Origin of the sequence: Streptomyces sp. NBC_01003, from assembly GCF_045162695.1 — a bacterium.
Classification (GTDB): domain Bacteria; phylum Actinomycetota; class Actinomycetes; order Streptomycetales; family Streptomycetaceae; genus Streptomyces.
This window is the reverse complement of sequence record NZ_CP108707.1, coordinates 7029066-7054205: the sequence shown is the minus strand read 5'-3', so window position 1 is coordinate 7054205 and position 25140 is coordinate 7029066. Positions and strand designations below refer to the sequence as shown.

Here is a 25140-nt window from a genome sequence, read left to right as displayed (position 1 = left end):
GTCCTCCGCAGGGCGTAGAGCATGCGTGGACGACCCACCCGGGGGATGATCGAGCGGGGGGTCGTAATCTGGCAGACTCTGTCCCTATGGGTGAATCGACCGTGACGACACTGGAAGGCCGGCAGGGGCCCACCACCACATCACCCATGGCGGATGACCGCCGCGATGGGCGGGGACTCCTCGGCCGTATACGCGCACCGCGTCGCCCCAGGCTCTGGTTCGAGATCCTGCTGATCGCGGTGAGCTACTGGACGTACTCCCTGATCCGCAACGCCGTTCCGGAGCAGCGTTCGCAGGCTCTGAGCAACGCCGACTGGATCTGGCGGATGGAGCACCACCTCTCCATCGCCGTCGAGGAGAACGTCAACCACGCTGTGAATTCGGTGACATGGCTCATCGTCGGCATGAACTACTACTACGCGACACTGCACTTCATCGTCACGCTCAGTGTGCTCGTCTGGCTCTTCCGCTACCACCCCGGCCGCTACGCGGCGGCCCGGCTCGCGCTCTTCGCGACGACGGCGGTCGCCCTGGTCGGCTACTACCTGTACCCGCTCGCCCCGCCCCGCCTGATGAACGGCGGCCACTTCGTCGACACGGTCGCGGTCCACCACACCTGGGGCTCGATGGCGTCCGGCGACCTGAAACACATGTCGAACCAGTACGCGGCGATGCCGTCCATGCACATCGGCTGGTCCCTGTGGTGCGGCCTGACGATCTTCGCCCTGGCCTCGGCGCCGTGGGTGCGGATCCTCGGACTCCTGTACCCGGCACTGACCCTGGTCGTCATCGTCTCGACCGCGAACCACTTCTGGCTGGACGCGGTGGGCGGCATGGTGTGCCTCGCGTTCGGCTTCACGATGGCGCGGATCTGGTACGGGGCGCTCCCTCACACCATGCCGCGCCTCGTGCCCGCGCCCGCCACGTCCGGGGTCACGCCCCCCGGTACGTGATGTGACCGCCGACCGCCGTCAGGCGGACCGGCGCCTGCGCCACCTCGTCGGCCGTGGCCTCGACCGGGTCGAGGCCGAACGCCGTGAGATCGGCCCGCAGACCGGGGGCGATACGCCCGGCGTCCTCACCGGCGGCGAGCGCCGCGTGTGATGTGCAGCCCTCCAGCGCCATGAGCCCTGTCAGCCCCTGCGCGGCCCCGGCGGCGCCCTCGGGGACGCGGGCCATGGACAGGACCCGGCGCACGTCGTAGTGCGCGATCGGCCAGTCCGAGCCCAGTGCGAGAACCGCGCCCGCGTCCCGCAGGTCCCGGATGCGCCAGGCCCGCGAGGCCCGGTCCGCGCCGAGCCGCTTCGACCACTCGTCGCCGTGGTCACCGCGGGTGTACGCGGTGTGCGGCGGCTGCATCGACGCGGCGACGCCGAGCGCGGCGAACCGCGGGATCGTGTCGTCGGGGACCGTCTCGATGTGCTCGATCCGGTGCACGCCCCGGCCGCTCCCGCCCAGGGACTCGATGGTGTCCAGGACGTGCCGCACGGCCGCGTCCCCGATCGCGTGGGTCGCGGTGCCGACGCCCGCCGCGTGCAGGTGGCGCACGGCGTCCGCGTACGCCTTCGGGTCCGGCCAGAACGCGTCGGTGCCCTGGCCGTGGCAGTCCGCGTGCTCCAGCCACGCGGTGCCGCCCTCGACGGTGCCGTCCATGAAGAACTTGACCCCGCCGACCCGCCAGTGCCGCCCGGACTCGCGCTGGACGGCTATCAGCTCGTCCAGGCCGGCCTTGTCGACGCCCGGCATGCACCAGGGCGCGAGCCGCAGCCGCAGCGGCAGCACGGCCTCCTCCTCGACCGAGGCCAGCAGCTGCGGTACGTCGCCGTGGCCGAGGTCCATGACGTGGGCACCGGTCAGGCCCGTGGCGGCCATGTCGGACAGCAGGGCGAGCAGCCCGGCGCGGCGCTCGGCGAACGAGGGCCTCGGCATGACGGCGAGCATCAGGTCCATCGCGGCATGCTCGACGAGATGCCCGGTCGGGCGGCCGTCCGCGTCGCAGACGATCTCCGCGCGCTGGACGAACTCGCGCGGCCCGGTGATCCCGGCCGCCGCGAGCGCGGCCCCGCTGGCCAGCGCGGAGTGCCCGTCGTAGAGGCGGACGAAGGCGGGCGCGCCGTCGAGCACGTCCTCGATCAGGGCGCGGTCGACGGGACGGCCGCCGAACGCGTTGTGGTCGAGCCCCCAGGCGACGACCCAGCCGTCGACGCGGGGCGCCGAGCGTAGGGCCGCCCGCAGCTCGTCCGGGTTCCGTACGCCGGACAGGTCGGTGCCGGTCGCCATCTCCAGGCCCCACACCGGGTGGCTGTGCGCGTCGACCAGGCCGGGCACGAGGGTCGCGCCGGTGAGGTCGACGCGTTCCGTGCCCGGTCCGCTCCAGTCGCGTACGACGTCCTCGGTGGCGCCGACGGCGGCGATCAGACCGTCGCGGACGGCCACGGCGGTCGCCTCGGGGTGCGCGGGGTCGAGGGTGCGGACGCGGGCGCCGGTGAGGAGGAGGTCGGCTGCGGGCATGGGGTGAACTCCGTTCGGGGTGGGGCTGTGTTCCGTAAGGGCGTGCCTAGGCGTCGGCGGACGGTTCCGCCGCGAAGCGCTCGTACACGTCGGGCTTGGTGCGGCGCAGGCGGCGGGCGAGGGCGATGCCGAGGACGAAGACGGCGGGGGCCACGGCCATGAGGACCATGTTGACCAGGGAGGACGCGCCCGTGAACAGGTCGAGGTGGGTGCAGACCAGCACGATCGCGATGCTGAGGAGCACCGTCGCCGCGATCGGCGCGACGACCGTGCGCAGCACGCCCTCCTCGTGGGCGATGCGGCGGAAGTAGAACGGCACGGCGATCGCGGCGAGCAGCTGGAGCGCCATCAGGCCGATCATGCCGGGGGTGTTCACCCACAGGAGCAGCTGTGCGTACGGGTCGGCGCCCGCGGCCCAGAAGGCGAGGACGACGGCCGCGCCCAGCACGGTCTGTGCGACGCCCGCGACGTACGGGGAGCGGTGCTTGGCGTGGACCGTGCCGAAGGCCTTCGGCAGGACGCCCTCCTCGGCGAGCGCGAGCCCGTAGCGGTTGATCGCGTTGTGGAAGGCGAGGAGCGAGGCGAGGACGCTGGTGACGATGAGGATGTGCATCAGGTCGGCCGCCCAGCCGCCCACGAAGGTGGTGATGGCGGAGAAGAACAGGCCGGCCGGGTCGCTGCCGGCCGCCTCGACGACGTGGGCGTCGCCGAAGGCCTGGATGACGGTCCAGACGATGAACGCGTAGAACAGGCCGAGGAAGGCGACCGCGATGTAGGTGGCGCGGCGCACCGTGCGGCCGGGGTCGCGGGCCTCGCGGCGGTAGATGACGGTCGACTCGAAGCCGGTGAACGCGGCGAAGGCGAAGGCGAGTACGGCGGCGGTGCCGGGGACGAGCACGTTGCCCGGCGCGAAGGACGCGGCGGACAGGCCGTGCGCGCCGCCCTTGAGGAGCACGCCGCCCGCGAGCAGGACGAGGATGCCGGTCTCGGCGCAGAGCAGGACGCCGAGGAGTTTGGCTCCGAAGTCGATGGACCGGAAGCCGCCGTACCAGATGAGCACGAGCCCCGCGAGGGACACGGGCAGCCAGGGGATGTCGATGCCGAAGAGGGCGTGCAGGGTGTCCTGCGTGGCGGTGCCCAGCAGGCCGTAGACGCCGATCTCCATGCCGTTGTAGCCGACCATGGCCAGCAGGGCGGCGCCGATGCCGACGGAGCGGCCGAGGCCGCGCGTGATGTACGCGTAGAAGGCGCCCGCGCTGCGGACGTGGCGGCTCATCGTGGTGAAGCCGACGGCGAAGACGGCGAGCGTCAGGCCGGCGAGGAGGTAGCCGACGGGGGCGCCGATGCCGCCGAGCGCGATGGCGAACGGGGCGACGCCCGCCATGACGGTGAGCGGGGCGGCGGCGGAGACGACGAAGAAGGCGATGTCGGCGGTGCCGAGGGTGCCGGCGCGCAGGGTGGGTTCCACGGCGGTGGCGGTCGCGCTGTCCTGCGTCTGCGGTGAGGTTACGGGCATGGGGAGGGAAGCCCTTCTGGCGGCGGGGGGACGGGGGTCCCGGAGGCGTCGTCCCGGTGACCGGGGAGCGAAACCTAAAGGCTTTCGGTTTCGGCAATGTAGCCTCCCGTTGGGCATTCGGGAAGACCTCAGATTCGGGGAGCGCACGATGGGACGGCCGAGCAAGCCGCTGCTGGACAGGGAGCGGATCACCACGACCGCGCTCGAACTCGTCGACGAGCAGGGCGACTTCAGCGTGCCGCGGATCGCCAAGCGGCTCGGGGTCCAGACGGGATCCGTGTATCACCATGTGGACGGCCGCGACGGGATCGTGGAGCTGCTGCGCGAGCGGGTCGCCGTCGCGATCGACCCCGCGACGCTCACCGGCGGCGAGCGGCCGTGGGCCGAGGCCCTCGCGGACTGGGCCCGCTCCTACCGCGCCGCCTTCGCCGCCCACCCCAAGGCGATCCCGCTGCTCACCACGTCACCCGTGCGGGCCCAGCGGGTCCTCGACCAGTACGAGCTCGCGGCCGGGCTCCTGCTCGACGCCGGGTTCGCCCTGCCGGACGTGATGACGGTGATCATCGGCCTGGAGAACGTCGTCCTGGGCTCCGCCCTGGACATGGCGGCGCCGGAGGCGATGTGGGAACTGGCCGACGAGACGGCGACGCCGCGCCTGGCGGCGGCCCTGGCCGCGATGGGCGAGGGCCACGCCGACGCGGCGTTCGAACTGGCCCTGACCGGGTTCCTCGCCCACGTGTCCGCCCTGGCCGGGTGACTCTCCGGGCCTACGCCCCGTAGAAGCGCTCCTCCATCACCGCGCGCGCCCGGCGCGTCATACGGCGGTAGTCCTCCAGCATGTCGCCGACGTGGCCGGGGTCGTAACCCAAGTACCGCCCCACCGCCGCCAGTTCGCGCCCGTCGGACGGGAACGTGTCGCCCGGGCGGCCGCGGACCAGCATGACCGCGCCGCGCACGCGGGACGCGAGGATCCACGCCTCGTCGAGGATCGCGGCCTCCTCGCCCGGGATCAGCTCCGCCGCGCATGCCGCGGCGAGCGCCTCCCGCGTACGGGTCGTGCGCAGCCCCGGCTCCGCCCACCCGTGCTGGAGCTGGAGCAGCTGGACCGTCCACTCGACGTCGGAGAGCCCGCCGCGGCCCAGCTTCGTGTGCAGCGTCGGGTCCGCGCCGCGCGGCAGCCGCTCGGACTCCATGCGCGCCTTGAGCCGGCGGATCTCGCGCACCGCGTCCTCGCCGAGCCCCTCGGCCGGGAACCGCAGCGGGTCGATGAGCTCGATGAAGCGCCGGCCCAGGTCCAGGTCGCCCGCGACCGGTTCGGCCCGCAGGAGTGCCTGCGACTCCCACACCAGGGACCAGCGGCGGTAGTACGCGTCATAGGACTTGAGGGTGCGCACGAGCGGCCCCGACTTGCCCTCGGGCCGCAGGTCCGCGTCGATGAGCAGCGGCGGATCCGCGCTCGGCAGGGCGAGCAGCCGCCGCATCTCGGACACGACGCGGTTCGCGGCCTTCGCCGCCTCCTGGTCGCCGACGCCCTCGCGCGGCTCGTGCACGAACAGCACGTCGGCGTCCGACCCGTAGCCGAGCTCGTGCCCGCCGAACCGCCCCATGGCGATGACGGCGAACCGGGTGGGCAGCTCGTCGCCCCACCCCTCGCGCACGACGGCCCGCAGCGTCCCGGCGAGGGTCGCGGCCGTGATGTCGGAGACCGCGCCGCCGATCCGGTCCACCAGCGCGCCCTGGTCGGCCTCGGCAGGCGTGTCCTCGGTGCCGTACGAGGCGATGATGTCGGCGGCCGACGTACGGAACAGCTCACGCCGCCGTACGCCGCGGGCCGCGGCGACGGCCTGTTCGGCGCCGTCCGCGCGGCCGACCGCGGCGAGCACCTCCTGCTCCAACTGGGCGTGCCCGCGCGGTTCGAGGCCCTGCTGGTCGCCGAGCAGGGCGACGGCCTCCGGTGCGCGCATCAGCAGATCGGGGGCGAGCCGGCCGGCCGAGAGCACCCGGGCGAGGTTCTCCGCCGCCGCGCCCTCGTCCCGCAGCAGCCGCAGGTACCAGGGCGTCTTGCCGAGCGCGTCGGACACCTTGCGGAAGTTGAGCAGTCCGGCGTCCGGGTCGGCGGAGTCGGCGAACCAGCCGAGGAGCACCGGGAGCAGCGTCCGCTGGATCGCCGCCTTGCGGGTCACGCCGGAGGCCAGCGCCTCCAGATGGCGCAGCGCGGCGGTCGGGTCGTGGTAGCCGAGGGCGACGAGCCGTTCGCGCGCGGCCTCGGTGCTCAACCTGGTCTCGCCGGAGGCGAGTTGGGCCACGGCGTCGAGCAGCGGCCGGTAGAAGAGCTTCTCGTGCAGGCGGCGCACAACCGAGGTGTGGCGGCGCCAGGCGCGGTGGAGTTCGGTGATCGGCTCGGTCCGCATGCCCATGGAGCGCCCCGTGCGCCGCAGGTCCGCGTCGCCCTCGGGGACGAGGTGCGTACGCCTCAGCTTGTAGAGCTGGATGCGGTGTTCGAGGGTGCGCAGGAAACGGTAGGCGTCGTCGAGCTGGACGGCGTCGACCCGCCCCACGTACCCGCCGGCGGCGAGTGCGGCCAGCGCGTCCAGGGTGGTGCCGCTGCGCAGCGAGAGGTCGGCCCTGCCGTGCACCAACTGCAGGAGCTGTACGGCGAATTCGACGTCCCTGAGCCCGCCGGGCCCCAGCTTCAGCTCCCGGTCGACCTCGCCGGCGGGGATGTTCTCGACGACGCGCTTGCGCATCTTCTGCACGTCGGGCACGAAGTTCTCGCGCTCGGCGGCCTGCCAGACGAGGGGCGAGAGCGTCCTGATGTACGCGTCGCCGAGTTCGAGGTCACCGGCGACGGGCCGCGCCTTGAGCAGCGCCTGGAACTCCCAGGTCTTGGCCCACCGCTGGTAGTAGGCGAGATGCGAGGAGAGGGTCCGCACGAGGGGGCCGTTGCGTCCCTCGGGGCGCAGGTTGGCGTCGACGGGCCAGATCGTGCCCTCGACGGTCGTGTCGGAGCAGATCCGCATCATGTGCGAGGCGAGCCGGGTGGCGGCCTGGATCGCCTTGCCTTCGTCGGCGCCCTCGACGGCCTCGCCGACGAAGATGACGTCCACGTCGGATACGTAGTTGAGTTCGTGTCCGCCGCACTTGCCCATCGCGATGACGGCGAGCCGGCACAGCGCGGCGTCCCCGGGCGCGTCCGCCTCCGCCATGGCGAGGGCCGCGCGCAGGGTGGCCGTGGCCAGGTCGGCGAGTTCGGCGGCGGTCTGCGCGATGTCGGTCGTCCCGCACACGTCACGGGCGGCGATCGACAGGAGGCAGCGCCGGTAACCGACCCGCAGGGCGTTCGGGTCGACAGCGTCCGCGAGGCCCCGCTCGAACTCCTCCACGCCGGGGTGCAGGTCGGACGGCTCGTAGGTGACCAGGGCCTGCCAGTCCAGCGGATGCCGGGCCAGATGGTCGGCGAGCGCCTCGGACGCGCCGAGGACACCGAGGAGCCGGTCGCGCAGCGGCTTGGCCGTGATGAGCGTGTCGAGGAGCTCCCGGCGCTCGGGGTCACCGGCCTGCGCCTCGACGAGCCGGACCAGACCGAGGAGGGCCAGATCGGGGTCGGCGGTGGCGCCGAGGGCGTCGAGAAGCATCGGGTCGGAGCGCACGGCCGACAGGCCCGGCACGTCCAGGAGCCGCTCGGCGGCGGAGGGATCCGTGAAACCGTGCCGCAGCAGCCGCGTGAACGTACTGCTCCTGCGCCCTTGCGGCACCGACATCGCACGGCCTCCTGTTCGATCACGCACTGTTCCAGAGCCTAAGGCTTCGCCGGTGAGTTCCGCCCGCGTGCGCGGTCTGCCCTTTGACTGGAGCATCGGGAGAGCGCGAGGCGGATCATGACGAACGCGGAGCCCCTGGCCGAGGGGGACGGCCGGTACAGCGACGCGTCGGCCACGACGGGCCCCTGGGCCGAGGCCGGGGAGAAGGGCGCCGCGGCCGAGCTGTTCCGGATCTCGACGGTAGGGCCGGACGGGCGCCCCCATGCCACATCTTTGCGAAGCGTAGAACTCAGCCGAAAGGGAGCACCCATGGACTGGACCCTCGAAGTGATCGTCGTGCCCGTCGCGGACGTCGACCGGGCGAAGGACTTCTACGAGAACCGGGTCGGCTTCAAGGTCGACGTCGACCAGGTCGTCACGGAGGGCGTCCGCATCGTCCAGATGACGCCGCCCGGGTCGCGCTGTTCGATCGCCCTGGAGCAGGGCCTGCCGGGCGCGCCGGGGCAGCGGGCGATGCAGCCGGGGTCGCTGACCGGTGTCCAGATGTGCGTGACGGACATCGTCGCGGCGCGGGTCGAGCTGCTCGAGCGGGGCGTGGACGTGAGCCCGGTGCAGCACGTGGGGGCCAAGGGCTGGGAGGACGGGCCCGGCGACGTCTGGAACTCGTTCATGTTCTTCGCCGACCCGGACGGCAACGGCTGGACGGTGCAGCAGGCGCCGGCCCCGCTGTCGGAGCGCTGAGGGTTCACCGCCCCTTCACATGTGCGTGGGACGGGGGCATCTTGGCGTGTGCATGCTCTAGCCGCACCGCCGCCGTCTCTCCCCCCACCGGAGGTCTCACGTGCTTGGCAGATCATTGTTCCGACGCGGTCGCACCGCGGCGCTCGCCTCGGCCTTCGCCCTGACCGCCACCGCGGTCGCGCTCTGGTCCGGCGTGGGCGGCTCGTCCGCGCAGGCCGCGGCGGGCGTCCCCACCCCGGACCACACCGTGGTCGTGGTCTTCGAGAACCACGCCTACAACCAGGTGATCGGCTCCTCCAGCGCCCCGTACATCAACAGCCTGAAGACGAACGGCGCGAGCCTCTCGGCGTCGTACGCGCTGACGCACCCGAGCCAGCCGAACTACTTCGCGCTGTTCTCGGGCGCCACGCAGGGCATCACGGACGACGGCTGCTACACGCCGGGCTTCTCCTCGCAGCCCAATCTTGCCTCCGAGCTGATCGCCGCCGGCAAGACCTGGGGCAGCTACAACGAGGGCCTGCCGAGCCAGGGTTCGACCACCTGCTCGTCCGGCGACTACGCCCGCAAGCACAACCCGTGGTTCGGGTTCAGCAACGTCCCCACCTCCACGGCGAAGACGTTCGCGCAGTTCCCCTCGGACTACTCGACGCTCCCCCAGGTCTCCTTCGTGGTCCCCGACCTGTGCAGCGACATGCACGACTGCTCGGTGTCGACCGGTGACACCTGGCTGAAGAACAACCTGTCCGCCTACGCGACCTGGGCGAAGGCGCACAACAGCCTCCTCGTCGTCACCTTCGACGAGGACAACCGCCTGGCCGGCAACAAGATCCCGACGGTCCTCTACGGCCAGCAGGTCACCCCGGGGGCCACCTCGGCGACCACCTACAACCACTACGACGTCCTGCGCACCATCGAGGACATGCACGGCCTCCCGCACGCGGGCAACGCGGCGTCCGGCAAGGACATCACGGGCATCTGGACGTCCTGACATGTACGTAGCGGACAGCCGCGCTGCGGCGTCTGCGGAACCCGCCGCCCGGCCACCGGCCGGGCGGCGCGGCACCGCGATCGCCCCCACGGTCCTGGCCCTCGGCTCGGTCAGCCTGATCACCGACGTCTCGTCCGAGATGGTGACGGCCGTCCTGCCGCTCTACCTCGTCGCGGGGCTCGGCCTCTCGCCCCTCGGCTTCGGCCTCCTGGACGGCGTCTACAACGGCTTCTCGGCGCTGGTCCGTCTCGTCGGCGGCCACTTCGCGGACCGGGGAGGCGGCCGCCACAAGACGGTCGCCCTGTTCGGCTACGGGCTCTCGGCGCTCTGCAAACCCCTGCTCCTGCTGGCCGCCACCCTCCCCATGATCGGCATGGTCCTGGCGGCCGACCGCACGGGCAAGGGCCTGCGCACGGCGCCGCGGGACGCCCTGATCTCCCTGAACAGCACCCCGGCCACCCGCGGCAGAGCCTTCGGCGTACACCGGGCGATGGACACGACGGGCGCCCTCCTCGGCCCCCTCGCGGCCTTCCTGATCCTGCGCGCGACGACGGACGGCTACGACGCGGTCTTCACCGTCAGCTTCTGCGTCGCGGCACTGGGCGTACTGGTCCTGCTCCTGTTCGTCCCCCGCCGGCACGAAGGCGCGGAGGAGGCCGCCAAGGACAGCCACCCCGCACCCGCGCAGGAGACCACCAAGGGCAGCCACCCCGCACCCGCGCGCCCCACCTTCCGGTCCGCGCTCGCGCTCCTGCGCCGCCGCGAAGTGCGCCGCACCACGGTCTGCGCCCTGCTCCTCGGCCTGGCCACGGTCAGCGACTCCTTCATCTATCTGCTCCTCCAGCGCCGCCTGGGCGTCCCCGACCAGTGGTTCGCGCTGCTCCCCCTGGGCACGGCGGCCGCTTTCCTGCTCCTGGCCGCGCCCCTGGGCCGGCTCGCGGACCGCGTCGGCAGCTGGCGCGTGTTCCTCGCCGGCCACGCCGCGCTCCTCGCCGCGTACGGCCTGCTGCTCTCGCCGTGGCACGGCTCCGCCCTGCCGTACGCGGTCCTGGCGCTGCACGGCTGCTTCTACGCGGCGACGGACGGCGTCCTGATGGCCGCTGCCTCCACCGCCATCCCCCAGGAGCTGCGCTCGTCGGGGCTCGCCGTCGTCCAGACGGGCCAGGCGCTGGCGCGCTTCGTCTGCTCGATCGCCTTCGGCGCCGCCTGGACGGCGTGGGGCGACCGCACGGCTCTGGGCGCGGCCACGGTGGCGCTGGCGGCGGGCGCGGCGGTGGCGTATGCCTTCCGGCCCAAAGCCCCCACCCCCGCGGAGGTAGTACCCGCATGACGACACGTAACAGGCTGCTCGTCCTCGTCGCCGCGGTCGTCGCTCTGGCGGCCGTCGCGACGGCCTCGGTCTTGCACGCGGCGGCGCGCGCCGACCGCAGGAACGAGGCGCACGCGGGCGGCCCGAGGGTCACTGCGGGCCGGGTGACCCTGCCGGCCGAGGCCACCGAGGCTCCCCGCCACCTCGTCTTCCGCAACATGGCGTGGGGCCCCCACCGCGACGAGCTCACCACGGTTCCGGCGGACCGCCCGGACGCGCCCCGCACCGCGTCGGGCGTCAAGTGCCTTCGTTTCTACGCCTCTTCGGGCACGGCCATCTGTCTGCGGGCCGAGCGGGGCGCGATGCAGGACACGTACACGGCGCGCGTCCTGGACTCGCGGCTCGAGGAGAAGGCCCACTACGCGCTGCCGGGCATCCCGTCCCGCGCCCGCGTCTCGCCGAGCGGGCGGTACGCGGCGTGGACGGTGTTCGTGGGCGGCGACAGCTACGCGGGCACGAACTTCTCGACGCGGGCGGCGATCGTGGACACCCGCACGGGTCACCTCACGCCGACGCTCGAGGACTTCCGGGTCGTCAAGGACGGCCGGACCTACCGCGCGGCGGACATCAACTTCTGGGGCATCACGTTCGCGGCGGACGACCGCCACTTCTACGCGACGCTCGCGACGCACGGGAAGACCTACCTGGTACGGGGTGATCTGCGCACCCGCACGCTGACCACCGTCCACCAGAACGTCGAGTGCCCGTCCCTCTCCCCCGACGGCACCCGCGTCGCCTACAAGAAGCGTGTGAAGGGCCTTTCGGCGGACGCCCCTTGGCGGCTGTACGTACTCGACCTGCGCACGCTCCGCGAGACGCCCCTGGCGGAGACCCGCAGCGTGGACGACCAGGCGGTCTGGCGCGACGCGCACACCCTCACGTACGCGCTGCCGGGCGACTACGGCGCGGACCTCTACACCGTCCCGGCTGACGGCACGGGAGCCCCGCACCGCCTCACCAAGGCGGCGGTGTCTCCGGCGTACCTGTGACGGGCCGCGATCCGGAACCGCGCATACAGGTGGCAGACGGGCCCGCGACCCGCGAGGCTGAGGCGATGGACATGACCCTGGAAGTGATTCAGCTGCCCGTCTCGGACCTGGACCGGGCGAAGGACTTCTACACGAACAAGGTCGGATTCGGCGTCGACGTGGACCGCGAGGTGATGCCGGGCGTCCGGATCGTCCAGCTCACCCCGCCCGGCTCCGGCTGTTCGGTGACGCTCGCCGAGGGCGTCCCGAACCCCACGGGCACCCCGCAGCCGGGCACGTACCACGGCCTGCAGCTCGTGGTCGCGGACATCAAGGCGGCCCACGCGGAGCTGACGGCGCGTGGCCTCGACGTGTCGGAGCCCCAGCAGTACGCCCCGGACGACGGCGGCACGTTCATGTACTTCACCGACCCGGACGGCAACGGCTGGGCGATCCAGGAGTACCGCAAGCGCGCCACGCAGCCGCTGCACGAGCTGCTGCGCGAACAGCACCAGGGCTGACCCGGCTCACGGCTCCGGGATCAGCCGCACCACCGTCACGACCAGGATCGACCCGGAGACGTAGTACCGGACGATGACGCCCCGCACGGTCGCCTCCCTGCGGTCCGCCCACCGGCCGATGGAGAGGGACCCGTGCCCGTACGGGTCGACGCCGAGGGTGCGTTCCAGCTCCGCCCTGAACGGCACGGGTCCCGCCATTTTCGCGAGGGTGTCGTCGGCGGGCGGCGCGTACGAGATGCGGTGGCGGCGGCGATGTCGGTGGCTCACGCGGCTCCGGCCCTCTCCGCTTCCTCGCGGGCGAGCCGGTCCATGATGGCGTCGGCGGCCGGGTCGGGCACGGACTCCAGCATCCAGTGCCGCATCACGGCGTGGATCTCGTGCACCCCGGCCGCGTTGATCTCCCGGTCGAACTCCTCGCGCCGGTGCTCCGGCAGGGCGTCGCGGATGGCGGGGATGCTGTTGGGCACCTCGACCTCGACCCCGTCGACGAGGGTCTTGAGCGGCTCGGCCATGATGCGCTCCCTTCTCGCTCACCGACCACGGTAGCGACCGGGAACGACGCAGGGGGCGGTACGGCAGAGGGGGCGGGACGCATCACGCGCCCCGCCCCCTCCCCCGGCCTCAGCCCTGATGTTGTGGCGGGTCAGGAACTCAGTCCTCCCCCTGGGCCGCCTCGGGGCCGTCGTGCGTCGCGTCCTGGCCCCGGAACGCAGTCGACGGCAACAGCCGAAGCGGGCTCGGATCGGACTCCGGCCGGGGGCACCAGCGAAAAGGGCACCTACGGATCTCCGTAGGTGCCCTTCGGCGTCCGACTCCGACGTTGAAGGGTCAGTGGTTCGCGGGCCGGAGCGACTTCCCCAATGCCACCCCGGCGGGGGCGTCGCCAACGGGGATCGGGGAGCCCACGACCGCGTTGGACCTGGTGTCGATCACCGACACGCTGTCCGAGCCGGAGTTGGCCACGTAGGCGCGACCGCGGACGCCGTCGGTGGCCACCCAGGCGGGGCCGTAGCGGACGGGGATCGGGGAGCCGACGACCGCGTTGGACCTGGTGTTGATCAGCGACACGGCGTACGAGTCGGAGTTGGTCACGTAAGCGCGACCGCGGACGCGGTCGACGGCCACACCGGACGGGCCTTTGCCGACGTGGATCGAGGGCCCGACGACCTTGTTGGTGTTGATGTCGATCACCGACACGGCGTACGAGTGGGCGTTGACCACGTAGGCGCGACCGCGGACGCCGTCGACGGCCACACCGGCGGGGCCTTTGCCGACGTGGATCGGGGAGCCCACGACGGTTTTGGTCTTGGTGTTGATCACCGACACGGTGTCCGAGCCGGAGTTGGTCACGTAAGCGCGACCGCGGACGCGGTCGACGGCCACCCCGGACGGGCCTTTGCCGACGTGGATCGGGGAGCCCACGACGGTTTTGGTCTTGGTGTTGATCACCGACACGGTGCCCGAGCCGGAGTTGGTCACGTAAGCGCGACCGCGGACGCGGTCGACGGCCACCCCGGACGGGCCTTTGCCGACGTGGATCGGGGAACCCACGACCGCATTGGTCCTGGTGTTGATCACCGACACGGTGCCCGAGCCGGAGTTGGTCACGTAAGCGCGACCGCGGACGCGGTCGACGGCCACCCCGGACGGGCCTTTGCCGACGTGGATCGGGGAACCCACGACCGCATTGGTCCTGGTGTCGATCACCGACACGGTGCCCGAGCCGCCGTTGGCGACATAGAGGCGATCACTGCGCAGGTCTTTGTGCGGCGCTGCAAAGGCGTGAGGAGCCGTGGCGGACAGGAGGGCGATGGAGAATGCCGCCAGGATGACGCTCAACCGGTCGAGCCACTGGCGCCGTGCGCTACGGCGTGGGGATGCGGAGAGTCCGCCTGGCAGAAGCTCAGGGAGAGTTCGGGACATTCTTCCTCCAGGCCGGTCGGCTCTTGGGAGCCGTCATGATGAGTGCGACGGCTGAGCCGCAAAGAGCGTCCACGACCGTCACAGCACATCCTTCGGTCCGCCACGGTGCTCTGCCAGCCGGACTGCGCTGAACGTGACCGCTTGCCGGGACTTCTCCCATGAGCTCAGGAACCGAGGCTGCGGCCGAAGGCAGCGGGCCGATCCCGGCCGAGCCCCTCGAAGCGTGGCAGCGAACAGTGCCGCAGGCCCGATCCGCCGGCCCACGGCCCACAGACGGCCCAGCCCCCGGCGCACGCGACGGGGCCGCCGGTCATAGACCGACGGCCCCAGAGGCTCGACGCGGCGCGAAACCGCTCTGACCTGCCCTTACAGCACCGGCAGGTTCTTCCGCAGCTCGAAGGCCGTCACCTCGGAGCGGTACTCCTCCCACTCCTGCTTCTTGTTGCGCAGGAAGAAGTCGTACACGTGCTCGCCCAGCGTCTCGGCGACGAGTTCGCTGCGCTCCATGAGGGCGATCGCCTCGCCGAGGTTCTGCGGGAGCGGCTCGATGCCCATGGCGCGGCGCTCGGCGTCGGACAGGGCCCACACGTCGTCGTCGGCGCCCGGCGGGAGCTCGTAGCCCTCCTCGATGCCCTTGAGTCCGGCGGCGAGCAGCACGGCGTACGTCAGGTACGGGTTCGCGCCCGAGTCGATCGAGCGGACCTCGACGCGCGCGGAGCCGGTCTTGCCGGGCTTGTACATCGGGACGCGGATCAGGGCCGAGCGGTTGTTGTGGCCCCAGCAGATGTACGAGGGCGCCTCGCCGCCGGCGCCGGCGGTGCGGCCGCCGCCGCCCCAGATGCGCTTGTAGGAGTTGACCCACTGGTTGGTGACGGCGGAGATCTCGGCGGCGTGCTTGAGCAGGCCCGCGATGAAGGAGCGGCCGACCTTGGACAGCTGGTACTCGGAGCCGGACTCGTAGAACGCGTTGCGGTCGCCCTCGAAGAGGGACAGGTGCGTGTGCATGCCGGAGCCGGGGTGGTCGGAGAACGGCTTCGGCATGAAGGTCGCCTGCACGCCCTGCTCCAGCGCCACCTGCTTCATGACGAGGCGGAACGTCATGATGTTGTCGGCCGTGGACAGCGCGTCGGCGTACCGCAGGTCGATCTCCTGCTGGCCGGGGGCGCCCTCGTGGTGGCTGAACTCGACCGAGATGCCCATGGACTCGAGCATGGTGATCGCCTGGCGGCGGAAGTCCATGCCGACGTTCTGCGGGGTGTGGTCGAAGTAGCCGGAGTTGTCGGCCGGGGTGGGGCGGGAGCCGTCGAGCGGCTTGTTCTTGAGGAGGAAGAACTCGATCTCGGGGTGCGTGTAGAAGGTGAAGCCCAGGTCCGAGGTCTTGGCCAGGGCCCGCTTCAGCACGTAGCGCGGGTCCGCGAACGACGGGGAGCCGTCGGGCATCAGGATGTCGCAGAACATCCGCGCGGTGCCCGGGGCCTCGGCGCGCCAGGGCAGCACCTGGAAGGTCGACGGGTCGGGCTTGGCGATCATGTCGGACTCGTACACGCGGGCGAAGCCCTCGATCGCGGAGCCGTCGAAGCCGATGCCCTCGTCGAAGGCCTGCTCCAGCTCCGCCGGGGCCACGGCCACCGACTTCAGGAAGCCGAGGACATCCGTGAACCACAGGCGGACGAACCGGATATCCCGCTCCTCGAGCGTCCGGAGCACGAATTCCTGCTGCTTGTCCATCTTCCGCTTCCACCCATCCTTGCTGGTCAGGCCGCCTGCGTCCGCGCCCTGCGGGACACCGTCGGCAGGCTCCTGAGCATCCCACCACATCACCGTTTCATGCGCGTTGCCGACCTTGATCGACTGGCCGACCCGGGCCCGAACATCGTGCGAACGGCAGATGTATACGACTCCGTGCCCATAGTGCCTGCTGGGGCCCCTCGTCCCATAGTCCCTGCCGTCCGCAGCACCGGCTACACGGCATGGCAACGGCCCCCCGCTCCCCACTACGATCAGCGGACCCGTTCAGCCGTCCCGTCCCTTTCCCAGAAGGACTCACCATGGGTTCCGCCAAGAACACCGGCTCCGCGACGCGCAAGGCCCGAATAGAGGAGATGCGCCGCGCCGAGCGCTCCCGCGAGCGCCTGCGCCGCGTCCTCGTCGTCGTAGTCAGCGCCGTCGTGGTCGTGTGCCTCGCCGGATTCGGGGCGTGGGCCCTCATGAAGGGTGACGACTCGAAGGACACGGCGGACGCGAAGTCGTCGGCCGGGTCGTTCAAGACCGGCTCGGACGGCGTGAAGACCTGGACCGGGAAGCTGGACCGCAACCACGTCGCGAAGAAGGTGACGTACCCGATGACGCCGCCGGTGGGCGGGGACCACAACCAGGTCTGGATGAACTGCAACGGCGACGTCTACAAGAAGGCGATCCCGAACGAGAACGCGGTGCACGCCCTGGAGCACGGCGCGGTCTGGGTGACGTACACGGACAAGGCCGACCCGGGTGACGTGCAGAAGCTCGCGGCGAAGGTGCGCCAGACGCCGTACTCGCTGATGAGCCCGGACCAGGACCAGAAGGACCCGATCATGCTGAGCGCCTGGGGCCACCAGCGGACCGTGAAGAGCGCCACCGACCCGGACGTGGCCTCGTTCTTCTCGACGTTCGTCCAGGGCAAGCAGACCCCCGAGCCCGGTGCCGCCTGCACCAACGGCCTGTCCCAGTGAGGCGCGCGGCCTGGATCGCGCCGGCCGTGGCGGCGGTGCTCGTCGCGGGCGGGGCGGTCACGTACGCGGTCGCCGACGGGGACGACGGCGGTTCGTCGGCCGTGCGGGTGCCGGGCACCGAGTCGGCCGACGCCGGGTTCGCGCGGGACATGGCGGTCCACCATCAGCAGGCCGTCGAGATGTCGTACATCGTGCGCGACCGCACGAAGGACGAGGAGGTGCGCCGCCTCGCCTACGACATCGCGCAGACGCAGGCCAACCAGCGGGGCATGCTGCTCGGCTGGCTCGACCTGTGGGGGCTGCCGAAGGTGTCCGCGAAGCCGCCGATGTCCTGGATGGGCATGGGTGACATGCCGCCGGGACGGGACGGCGCGCTGATGCCGGGCATGGCCACGAACACACAGCTCGACGAGCTCCGCAAGGCGAGCGGCAAGCGGGCCGAGGTGCTGTACCTCCAGCTGATGACCGCGCACCACAAGGGCGGCGTCCATATGGCCGAGGGGTGCGTCGAGCGCTGCGGGGTCGGGGTGGAGAAGCGGCTCGCGTCGGGCATGGTCGCCTCGCAGAAGTCGGAACTCGACCTGATGGCGGGGATGTTGAAGGACAGGTCGTAAGGCAGGTCGAAGGACAGGTCGAAGGGCAGGCCGAAGGACGGGTCGCAGGAAGGGAAACCCCGGGAATACCTGAGGGAAACCCCCGCCCCGATCACGTACCGCCCCAAATCGCCCTCGAATGGCGTTCCTTGGGCTCTTCTTGGCGCTTCCATTCCCCTTGCATGAACGGTTCGACGCAACAGTGATCAGTTGCGTGCGCAGGTCGATCCAGCGCACGCGCATCACAGTCGCCACACGCGACGAACCACATCGCAGGGGGTTGTATGAGATCCACCCGTGCCGCGGCCCGCGCCGGGCTCAGCCTGGCAGCGACACTGCCACTGCTCGCCGGCGCGCTCGCCATCGCAGCACCTGTCGCCCAGGCCGACCCGAACCCGGGCGCCCGCGACGCACTGACCGGCACCAAGCCGCTGTGGGCCACGGCCAAGGCCGACCAGGGTGCCGCGTCGAACAGCTCCACCGTGCACGCCCGCGTCTACCTCGCAGGGCGCGACGCGGCGGGCCTCGCGGCGTACGCGAAAGCCGTGTCCGACCCGCAGTCGGCGTCGTACGGCAAGCACCTCAGCGCAAAGCAGGCCCAGGCCCGCTTCGGCGCGACCAAGGCCCAGATAGCCGAGGTCACGAAGTGGCTCGAGTCCTCGGGCCTCACCGTGACCGACGTCAGCAAGCACTACATCTCCGTCTCGGGCGAAGTCGCCGCCGCCGAGAAGGCGTTCGGCGCCCAGCTGCACAACTACGCCAAGGGCAAGCACACCTACCGCGCACCCACGGCCGCCGCGACGGTGCCCGCGTCCCTGAACGGCGCGGTCCTCACCGTGACCGGCCTGGACAGCGCGCCGCACAAGGCGAACCACGACGAGACGCTGCCGCCGCCGGACGCCGTGTTCCACAACGCCGGCCCCTTCTCGTCGTACTACGGCTCGAAGACGGCGAGCACCCTGCCGTCCGCGTACGGCCAGAAGGCCCCGTACGCCGTGAAGGGCTACACCGGCAAGCAGCTGCGTGCCGCCTACGGCGCCGGCAAGAAGACCGGCAAGGGGGTCCGCGTCGCCATCACCGACGCGTACGCCTCGCCGACCATCGCGAAGGACGCGGCCACCTACGCCAAGCGCAACGGTGACGCGGCCTACCGCAGCGGCCAGCTGAAGCAGGTCCTGCCCGCGGACTACACCAAGACCGAGGAGTGCGGGGCGTCCGGCTGGTACGGCGAGGAGACCCTCGACGTCGAGGCCGTGCACGCCGTGGCTCCCGCGGCCGACATCACCTACGTCGGCGCCGCGTCCTGCTACGACGACGCGCTGCTCGACTCGCTCGGCAAGATCGTCGACGGCCACCTCGCCGACATCGTGTCGAACTCGTGGGGCGACATCGAGGCCAACCAGACCCCCGACCTCGCCGCCGCGTACGACCAGATCTTCCAGTACGGCGCGATCGAGGGAATCGGCTTCTACTTCTCGTCCGGCGACAACGGCGACGAGGTGGCGAACACCGGCACGAAGCAGGTCGACGTGCCGGCCAACTCGGCGTGGGTGACGTCCGTCGGCGGTACGTCGCTGGCCGTCGGCAAGGGCGACGAGTACCAGTTCGAGACCGGCTGGGGCACGCTCAAGGCCAACCTGTCGGCCGACGGCAAGAGCTGGGACGCCTTCCCCGGGGCATACACCTCGGGTGCGGGCGGCGGCACCAGCAAGACGGTGAAGCAGCCGTTCTACCAGAGCGGTGTCGTCCCGAACTCACTGGCGCGCGCCAACGGCGGCTCGCAGAAGATGCGTACGGTGCCGGACATCTCCGCGGTGGCCGACCCGAACACCGGCTTCCTCGTCGGCCAGTCGCAGACGTTCCCCGACGGCTCGCTCAAGTACGACGAGTACCGCATCGGCGGCACGTCGCTGGCGGCGCCCGTCATCGCGGGTGTGCAGGCACTGGTCCAGGAGGCCCGCGGCGGGCACGCGCTCGGCTTCGCCAACCCGGCGATCTACGACCGCTCCGGCTCGAAGATCTACCACGACGTGACGGACAAGCCGACCGGCCGTGACCTCGCGGTGGTCCGCGTCGACTACGCGAACGGGTTCGACGCGGCCGACGGCCTGCTGACCTCCGTGCGCAGCCTCGGCAAGGACAGCTCGCTCAAGGCGGTCCGCGGCTACGACGACGTGACGGGTGTCGGCTCGCCGGCGCCGGGCTATGTGACGTCCTTCGGCCGTCGCTGACCCGAGGAGGGCGGCGCCCGCCCCGGGACATCCCCGGGGCGGGCGCCGCCCTCAATTCCCTTCCGTTCCCTACTGCTTGACGACCTTCAGGTCGTCGCACCAGCCGCTGCCCTTGCCGGTGCGGGTGTAGCAGTAGAGGGTCGCCGAGGTATTGGTGGCGCCCGTGGTGAAGGTGATGCTGCCGGTGCGCCACCCGAAGGCGCTGAAGGCGGGAATCCGGGTCTCTGACCCGCCGAAGTTCTTCACTCCCACGGCGAGTTGGGTGTCGTACGCGTCGACGCGCCCCCAGCCGGAGAGCGTGTACGTGGTGTTCGGCGCGACGGTGATCTTCTGCTCGGCCGTGCTCGGGGTCCCCGAGACGCGCAGGCTGGAGCCGCCCCCGTGCGGATTCGCGGTGTCGGCCGCGACGGCCCCCGAGGGCGCCCAGGGCGAGACGCCCGTCTCGAAGCCGGGGTTGGCGACCAGGTTGGTCCCGCCCGAACAGGCGGCGTCATCAAACGCGGAGACCTGGTGGGCGCCGATGTCGGGACGGCAGGCGACGGGCGCGGGAGAGCCGAAGTAGTCCTTGCCGCCGGAGCCGGTGGTGACCTGCCCGGCGCCGCGCGCCGGGGATCCGGCCTTCAGCTTGTACCCCGCGGGATCGGCGGAGCCCGGGTCGGCGAGGAGCGGGTCGGCGGTCACCTTGCCGGGGTCGGCGGGCTCGGACGCCGGGTGGTTGCCGTACATGACGTTGTTGCGCCAGGTGTGCTCGGCGGGCTTGCCGCCGTATCTGCCGGTGCCGAGGTTGTAGAAGATGTTGTTGCTCCACAGCGTGGTGGACGCCCCACCACTGCTCTCCACGACCGACGTGGTGGAACCGGCCCCCATGTAGAAGGTGTTGTTGAGGATCTGAGCGGCCGCGTCGCCGACGGCGTACAGGATGCGCGAGCCGTCGTTGACGGAGAGGTTGTAACGCGCGACCGTACCGGCCGTGTCGGCGCCGCTGCCGCAGGCCCCGCACAACAGCAGGAAGCCGCCCTCGTTGTCGTGGCTGTAGTTGTACTGGAAGAGGGCGCCGCGCGTGCCGAAGTCGGCGTCGAAGGCCATGCCGTCGTTCATACCCGCCGTGCGGCGCACATGGTGGACCTCGTTGTACTGGAAGACGGTCCCGTCACTGTTGATGGTCCACAGGCCCGCGTTGTTGCCGGCCGAGCGCATCCAGATGTCGTACGCCTCGTTGTGCTCGGCCAGCGCGTCCCGGGTCACGCGGACGACCATGCCGTCGCCGCCGATGTCGTGGATCTTGTTGCCGCGGAACACGACACGCGTACTCGCGGTCCACGCGGGACCGCTCGTGCACCCGTAGACGGCTCGGCAGGCCCAGCTGGACTGGGTGGTCAGGCCCTCGCGGTCGACCTTGTAGATCTCACTGTTCTGGACGAGTACGTCGTCGAAGCGGGTCGGCGTCACGGTGCCGGAGACGCGGAACTGGATGCCGTTGCTGCTCTTGGTGTCGCCGCCGTTGACGTCGTGGACGTAGACGTCGTCGAGGACATAGTGGGTGCCGGTGCCGTGGTCGGCGAGCTCGACGAGGATGCCGTTGCGCTCGGCTTCCGTGGCGCCCTTGTTGGTGACCTCCAGACCACGGATCTCCCACTGCTCGACATTGAGCAGATGGACGGCTGCGTAGACGGTGCCGCCGCCCTCGATCACGGGCCGAGCGCCGCCGGAGCCGTAGGGGGCGACCCTGACGGGGGCGGCCGCGGAGCCCGATCCGGCGGGCTTGAGCTGACCGCGGCAGGTGGCTCCGCGCTTGAAGTAGAGCCGGTCGCCGGGGCCGTAGGTGACGGCGTTGGCCGCGGCGAGGCTGTTGTAGGGCGCGCCGAGGCTGCCGTCGCCGTTCGCGGCGGCGGAACAGTCCACGTAGTAGGGGGTGCTCGCGGACTGCGAGGGGTGGGGTGGATGGCCGGGGTGCGCGGACCCGGCGGCCTGGGCGCCAGGCGGGGTGGCGAGGGCGGAGGCGGCGAGCGCGAGACCCGCCGCGAGCGTGGTGCAGGCTCTTCGGAGCCCGGATGTAACCGGTGCCATTCTTGCTCCTCGGGATAGGAGAGGCGTTCGGCAAGTACCGTGCCCAGCAAGGTGGTTGAGGTCAATGGGCCCGACGGGAAACGGTTACATTCACCAGACGCACTCCACTCCCCGGAGACCCCCACCCCACACCCGGCACCCCAGCCGCCGCCCCTCAGGCGAGCCGCGAAAGATCCCCCCGTGAAAGCCGCCCGAGCAGCTCCTCACCGCGCGCGAACCGCTCGGCCTCCTCCACCGCGTACAACCCCAGTCGGCGCACCTCGCTGCCCTGCGCGCCCGCCATGTGCGGGGTGACCAGGACGTTGGGAAGGGTGAGCAGCGGATGCCCGGCGGGCAGCGGTTCGGGGTCGGTGACATCGAGAAATGCATCGAGTCGGCCCGAGGCGCACTCACGAGCGAGCGCCTCGGTGTCGACGAGCGACCCCCGAGCGGTGTTCACAACGACACCACCATCAGCCACGAGCTTCAGCATCTCCTCCCCCAACAACCCACGCGTCTCGGGCAGTTGAGGCGCGTGCACGCTCACGATGGAGCTGCGCCGGCAGAGCTCGGACAGCTCGACGAGCTCGACGCCGAGCGCGGCGGCATCGCCTTCACCGACGTACGGATCGGTGAGCAGGATCCGATACCCCGCATCCGAGGCGCGCAGCCCGGCGATCACGCGCCGGCCGATGCGGGAGGCGCCGATGATCCCGACGACGCGACCGTCGGCGCCCTCGCGCGCGGTGAAGCCGGGCCAGCCGCCGGAGTAGCGGGCGGCGACGGGCAGCGCCTTCTTCGCGGCGAAGGTGATCGCGGCGAGTGTGAAGGCGACGACGGGGCCCGCGTTGGCGTCGGCGGCGGAGGACACGGTGATGCCGGGCCGCTCCCACAGGGCATCCGAGACGACGGGCTTGACCGATCCGGCGGCGTGCACGACGGCGCGGAGCCGGGGCGCGTGCGCCAGAACGTCCGCGGTGAGCTGCGGGCAGCCCCAGCCGGTGATCAGCACCTCGACTCCGGAGAGGACCGCGCGGGCCTCGGGGGTGCCGAGCGGCCCGGTCAGCGGAACGGGCGCGAGGTCGGCGCACCGCCCGAGCCGTTGCCGCAGGTCCGACGGGATGACCCGGTCGAGCACCTCGGCGTCCATGGCCAGTGCCGCGATCGGTCGGTGTGCTGCCACGCGCTACCACCCTCCAGCTGCAGATCTATAGAAACCGGTTACCTCAAGATGCCAGGAGGCTAGGTCCAACGCTGAGAGATGGTCAAGAGATCCCGGAGACAAGGGGGTTGACCCGGCGTAGTAACCGTTTTAGATTCCCGCTCACCTTGTTCCAACGACGGAGGGGTTTCCGTGCCCACGGTGGCGAAGGACAGGCCCGAGACCGAGGCGGTGAAGCCCCCCGGCACCCCGGGCAGCGGGTCAAAGACGCACAAACCCAGGCAGGACAGCTTCTGGAAACGGTTTCGGAGCAGCCGCACCTTCCTGCTGCTCATGCTCCCGGGCCTGGCCTACTTCCTGCTGTTCCACTACGGCGCCTTCGTCGGCAACGTCGTGGCGTTCAAGGAGTACGTCCCGTTCGACGGCCTCTGGGCGAGCCCGTGGGTGGGCTTCGAGAACTTCACCCGGATGTTCGGCGACGCCGACTTCTGGCACGCGACGTGGAACACCTTCTACATAGCGGTGCTCCAGCTGACGTTCTTCTTCCCGATCCCCCTGGCCATCGCCCTGCTCCTGCACAGCCTGACGTCGGATTTCCTGCGCCGCTTCGTGCAGTCGGTGGTCTATCTGCCGCACTTCCTCTCCTGGGTGATCGTGGTGGCGCTGTTCCAGCAAGTCCTGTCCGACACAGGCTTGTTGAACTCGTTCCTGGGCGACACGGGGATCCACACGGTCGACATCATCGGCAACCCGGACGCGTACCGTCCGCTGGTGGTGGCCGAGGTGGTCTGGAAGGACGCCGGCTGGGGCACGATCATCTTCCTCGCGGCGCTGATGCAGGTCGACGAGCAGCAGTACGAGGCGGCGGCGATCGACGGCGCGGGCCCCTGGCGCCGCTTCTGGCACGTCACGCTGCCGTCCATCCGCCCGATCATCGTGCTGCTCCTGATCATGCGGCTCGGCGACATCCTGTCGGTCGGCTTCGAACAGATGCTGCTCCAGCGCCAGTCGGTGGGACCCGAGGTGGGCGAGGTCCTGGACACGTTCGTGTTCTGGCAGGGAATTGTCGGCGGGGACACCGGATACGCGGCAGCGGCGGGCCTGTTCAAGGGCGTGGTGGGCGCGGTGCTCGTCTTCACGGCGAACCGGGTGGCGCACAAGCTGGGCGAACAGGGGATCTACAAATGACCACAACCACGCACCCCAAAACCCCCACGCGCCCGGCGTGGAAGGAGAACCCCAAACCCGCCACCCAGGCAGCCAAAGCGGTCGCGATAACAGTCGTCCTGGCCCTGGTCCTGATCCCGTTCCTGGTGATCATCTCCACGTCACTGGCCTCGAACAAAGAGGTGGTGGCCAACGGCGGCTGGGTCCTGTGGCCCACGGACCCGACCCTGAGGGCGTATCGCAACATCCTCAGCGGCGGGATCGTCACCAAGGCGCTGGGCGTAAGCATCGGCGTGACGCTGATAGGCACCCTGGCGTCCCTGGCATGCACGTCCTTCCTGGCCTACGCCCTCAGCCGCCCAGGAGTCCTGGGAGGCAAACCGGTCCTCCTCGTAATCCTCTTCACGTTCCTCTTCCCCCCGGGCATGATCCCGGCGTTCCTCCTGGTCAAGGGCCTGGGACTGCAGAACATGTACGCGGCCCTCATCGCCCCCGTCCTGATCAACGTCTTCAACCTGGTGGTCCTGCGGGGCTTCTTCCAGGGAATACCGGAGGAGCTGTACGAGGCGGCGCGCCTGGACGGGGCGGGCGACTGGACGGTGTTCTGGCGGATCGTGCTCCCGCTGTCCAAGGCGGCCCTGGCGGTGGTCGGCCTGTTCTACGCGGTGAGCTACTGGAACGCCTGGTTCAACGCCTCGATCTACCTGGAGTCCGACCACTGGCCGCTCTCGCAGGTCCTGCGCACCTACGTGATCGGCGGCGCGCAGATCTCCGACACGGGCCTCAGTGAGGCCGGCATGGTCTCGGCCCCGCAGACGACGCAGATGGCGGTCCTGGTGATCGCCACCGTCCCGATCCTCCTCGTCTACCCGTTCCTCCAGAAGTACTTCACCAAGGGCGTGCTCACCGGCGCCGTCAAAAGCTAGCCAGCT

21 protein-coding genes are annotated in these 25140 nt (G+C 70.9%); 12 read left to right on the top strand and 9 right to left on the bottom strand.

The features are described from left to right. Nucleotides 1-86 precede the first annotated feature (86 nt). Nucleotides 87-953 carry a phosphatase PAP2 family protein gene (locus OG698_RS32135; RefSeq protein ID WP_406107160.1) on the top strand — a complete coding sequence of 289 codons (867 nt, stop codon included), beginning with the start codon at nt 87-89 and terminating at the stop codon, nt 951-953. Here OG698_RS32135 and OG698_RS32130 read toward each other — a convergent pair. Together OG698_RS32130 and OG698_RS32125 are read right to left on the bottom strand one after the other, a co-directional pair. Beyond that, the gene (locus OG698_RS32130; RefSeq protein ID WP_406107159.1) at nt 934-2511 is read right to left on the bottom strand and encodes an amidohydrolase; all 1578 of its coding nucleotides are present in this window, start codon (nt 2509-2511) and stop codon (nt 934-936) included. The genes OG698_RS32135 and OG698_RS32130 overlap by 20 nt on opposite strands. Before the next feature lie 46 nt (nt 2512-2557). Then, nucleotides 2558-4027, bottom strand: a complete 1470-nt coding sequence (locus tag OG698_RS32125; RefSeq protein WP_406107157.1) for an APC family permease — start codon at nt 4025-4027, stop codon at nt 2558-2560. A gap of 148 nt (nt 4028-4175) precedes the next feature. On the opposite strand from OG698_RS32125, the gene OG698_RS32120 reads away from it, so the two are divergent. Further along, nucleotides 4176-4784, top strand: coding sequence for a TetR/AcrR family transcriptional regulator C-terminal domain-containing protein (locus OG698_RS32120; protein ID WP_399968574.1), 609 nt, complete (start codon nt 4176-4178; stop codon nt 4782-4784). 10 nt (nt 4785-4794) lie between these two features. On the opposite strand, the gene OG698_RS32115 is transcribed toward OG698_RS32120, so the two are convergent. Then, nucleotides 4795-7788 carry a bifunctional [glutamine synthetase] adenylyltransferase/[glutamine synthetase]-adenylyl-L-tyrosine phosphorylase gene (locus tag OG698_RS32115; protein ID WP_406107155.1) on the bottom strand — a complete coding sequence of 998 codons (2994 nt, stop codon included), beginning with the start codon at nt 7786-7788 and terminating at the stop codon, nt 4795-4797. 309 nt (nt 7789-8097) lie between these two features. Between OG698_RS32115 and OG698_RS32110 the strand changes: the two genes are divergently transcribed. The 5 genes from OG698_RS32110 (at nt 8098) to OG698_RS32090 (ending at nt 12375) form a co-directional block, all read left to right on the top strand. Further along, the gene (locus OG698_RS32110; protein WP_406111423.1) at nt 8098-8529 is read left to right on the top strand and encodes a VOC family protein; all 432 of its coding nucleotides are present in this window, start codon (nt 8098-8100) and stop codon (nt 8527-8529) included. Nucleotides 8530-8629: 100 nt separating this feature from the next. After that, on the top strand, nt 8630-9517 hold the full coding sequence (locus OG698_RS32105) for an alkaline phosphatase family protein (RefSeq protein WP_406107154.1): 888 nt from the start codon (nt 8630-8632) through the stop codon (nt 9515-9517). A gap of 1 nt (nt 9518) precedes the next feature. Next, the gene (locus OG698_RS32100) at nt 9519-10847 is read left to right on the top strand and encodes an MFS transporter (RefSeq protein WP_406107152.1); all 1329 of its coding nucleotides are present in this window, start codon (nt 9519-9521) and stop codon (nt 10845-10847) included. Further along, nucleotides 10844-11875 carry a TolB family protein gene (locus OG698_RS32095; protein WP_406107151.1) on the top strand — a complete coding sequence of 344 codons (1032 nt, stop codon included), beginning with the start codon at nt 10844-10846 and terminating at the stop codon, nt 11873-11875. The genes OG698_RS32100 and OG698_RS32095 overlap by 4 nt, the downstream gene beginning before the upstream one ends. A 65-nt stretch (nt 11876-11940) precedes the next feature. Continuing rightward, a complete protein-coding gene (locus OG698_RS32090) occupies nt 11941-12375 on the top strand; it encodes a VOC family protein (RefSeq protein WP_399968584.1) in 435 nt (144 codons plus the stop codon). A gap of 6 nt (nt 12376-12381) precedes the next feature. Here OG698_RS32090 and OG698_RS32085 read toward each other — a convergent pair whose 3' ends face one another. The 4 genes from OG698_RS32085 to glnA all read right to left on the bottom strand — a co-directional run bounded on the left by OG698_RS32085 (nt 12382) and on the right by glnA (nt 16026). Next, nucleotides 12382-12573 carry a hypothetical protein gene (locus OG698_RS32085; protein ID WP_406111421.1) on the bottom strand — a complete coding sequence of 64 codons (192 nt, stop codon included), beginning with the start codon at nt 12571-12573 and terminating at the stop codon, nt 12382-12384. Nucleotides 12574-12638: 65 nt separating this feature from the next. Then, on the bottom strand, nt 12639-12887 hold the full coding sequence (locus tag OG698_RS32080) for a hypothetical protein (protein WP_100592077.1): 249 nt from the start codon (nt 12885-12887) through the stop codon (nt 12639-12641). Between the two features lie 316 nt (nt 12888-13203). Then, complete coding sequence (locus OG698_RS32075; protein ID WP_406107149.1) at nt 13204-14214, bottom strand: YncE family protein; 1011 nt, start codon at nt 14212-14214, stop codon at nt 13204-13206. Nucleotides 14215-14664: 450 nt separating this feature from the next. Beyond that, the gene (glnA, locus tag OG698_RS32070) at nt 14665-16026 is read right to left on the bottom strand and encodes a type I glutamate--ammonia ligase (RefSeq protein WP_100592577.1); all 1362 of its coding nucleotides are present in this window, start codon (nt 16024-16026) and stop codon (nt 14665-14667) included. Between the two features lie 320 nt (nt 16027-16346). Here glnA and OG698_RS32065 point away from each other — a divergent pair, with 320 nt between their 5' ends. From OG698_RS32065 to OG698_RS32055, 3 genes are all read left to right on the top strand, one after another. Next, nucleotides 16347-17009, top strand: a complete 663-nt coding sequence (locus OG698_RS32065; protein WP_100592075.1) for a DUF3105 domain-containing protein — start codon at nt 16347-16349, stop codon at nt 17007-17009. Next, nucleotides 17006-17623, top strand: coding sequence for a DUF305 domain-containing protein (locus OG698_RS32060; RefSeq protein ID WP_406107146.1), 618 nt, complete (start codon nt 17006-17008; stop codon nt 17621-17623). Before OG698_RS32065 ends, OG698_RS32060 begins: the two co-directional genes overlap by 4 nt. A gap of 263 nt (nt 17624-17886) precedes the next feature. Further along, entirely contained in the window at nt 17887-19833 is a 1947-nt protein-coding gene (locus tag OG698_RS32055) for a protease pro-enzyme activation domain-containing protein (RefSeq protein WP_406107145.1), read from the top strand. A 69-nt stretch (nt 19834-19902) separates the two neighbouring features. Here the strand turns inward: OG698_RS32055 and OG698_RS32050 are convergent, their stop codons facing one another. Both OG698_RS32050 and OG698_RS32045 read right to left on the bottom strand, forming a co-directional pair. Then, nucleotides 19903-21900, bottom strand: a complete 1998-nt coding sequence (locus OG698_RS32050) for a carbohydrate binding domain-containing protein (RefSeq protein WP_406107143.1) — start codon at nt 21898-21900, stop codon at nt 19903-19905. A gap of 154 nt (nt 21901-22054) precedes the next feature. After that, nucleotides 22055-23029: a hydroxyacid dehydrogenase gene (locus tag OG698_RS32045; RefSeq protein ID WP_406111419.1), complete on the bottom strand. Its 975-nt coding sequence runs from the start codon at nt 23027-23029 to the stop codon at nt 22055-22057. A gap of 345 nt (nt 23030-23374) precedes the next feature. On the opposite strand from OG698_RS32045, the gene OG698_RS32040 reads away from it, so the two are divergent. Both OG698_RS32040 and OG698_RS32035 read left to right on the top strand, forming a co-directional pair. Next, the gene (locus tag OG698_RS32040) at nt 23375-24229 is read left to right on the top strand and encodes an ABC transporter permease (RefSeq protein WP_406111417.1); all 855 of its coding nucleotides are present in this window, start codon (nt 23375-23377) and stop codon (nt 24227-24229) included. Continuing rightward, nucleotides 24226-25134 carry a carbohydrate ABC transporter permease gene (locus OG698_RS32035; protein WP_406107141.1) on the top strand — a complete coding sequence of 303 codons (909 nt, stop codon included), beginning with the start codon at nt 24226-24228 and terminating at the stop codon, nt 25132-25134. The genes OG698_RS32040 and OG698_RS32035 overlap by 4 nt, the downstream gene beginning before the upstream one ends. Nucleotides 25135-25140: the final 6 nt, after the last annotated feature.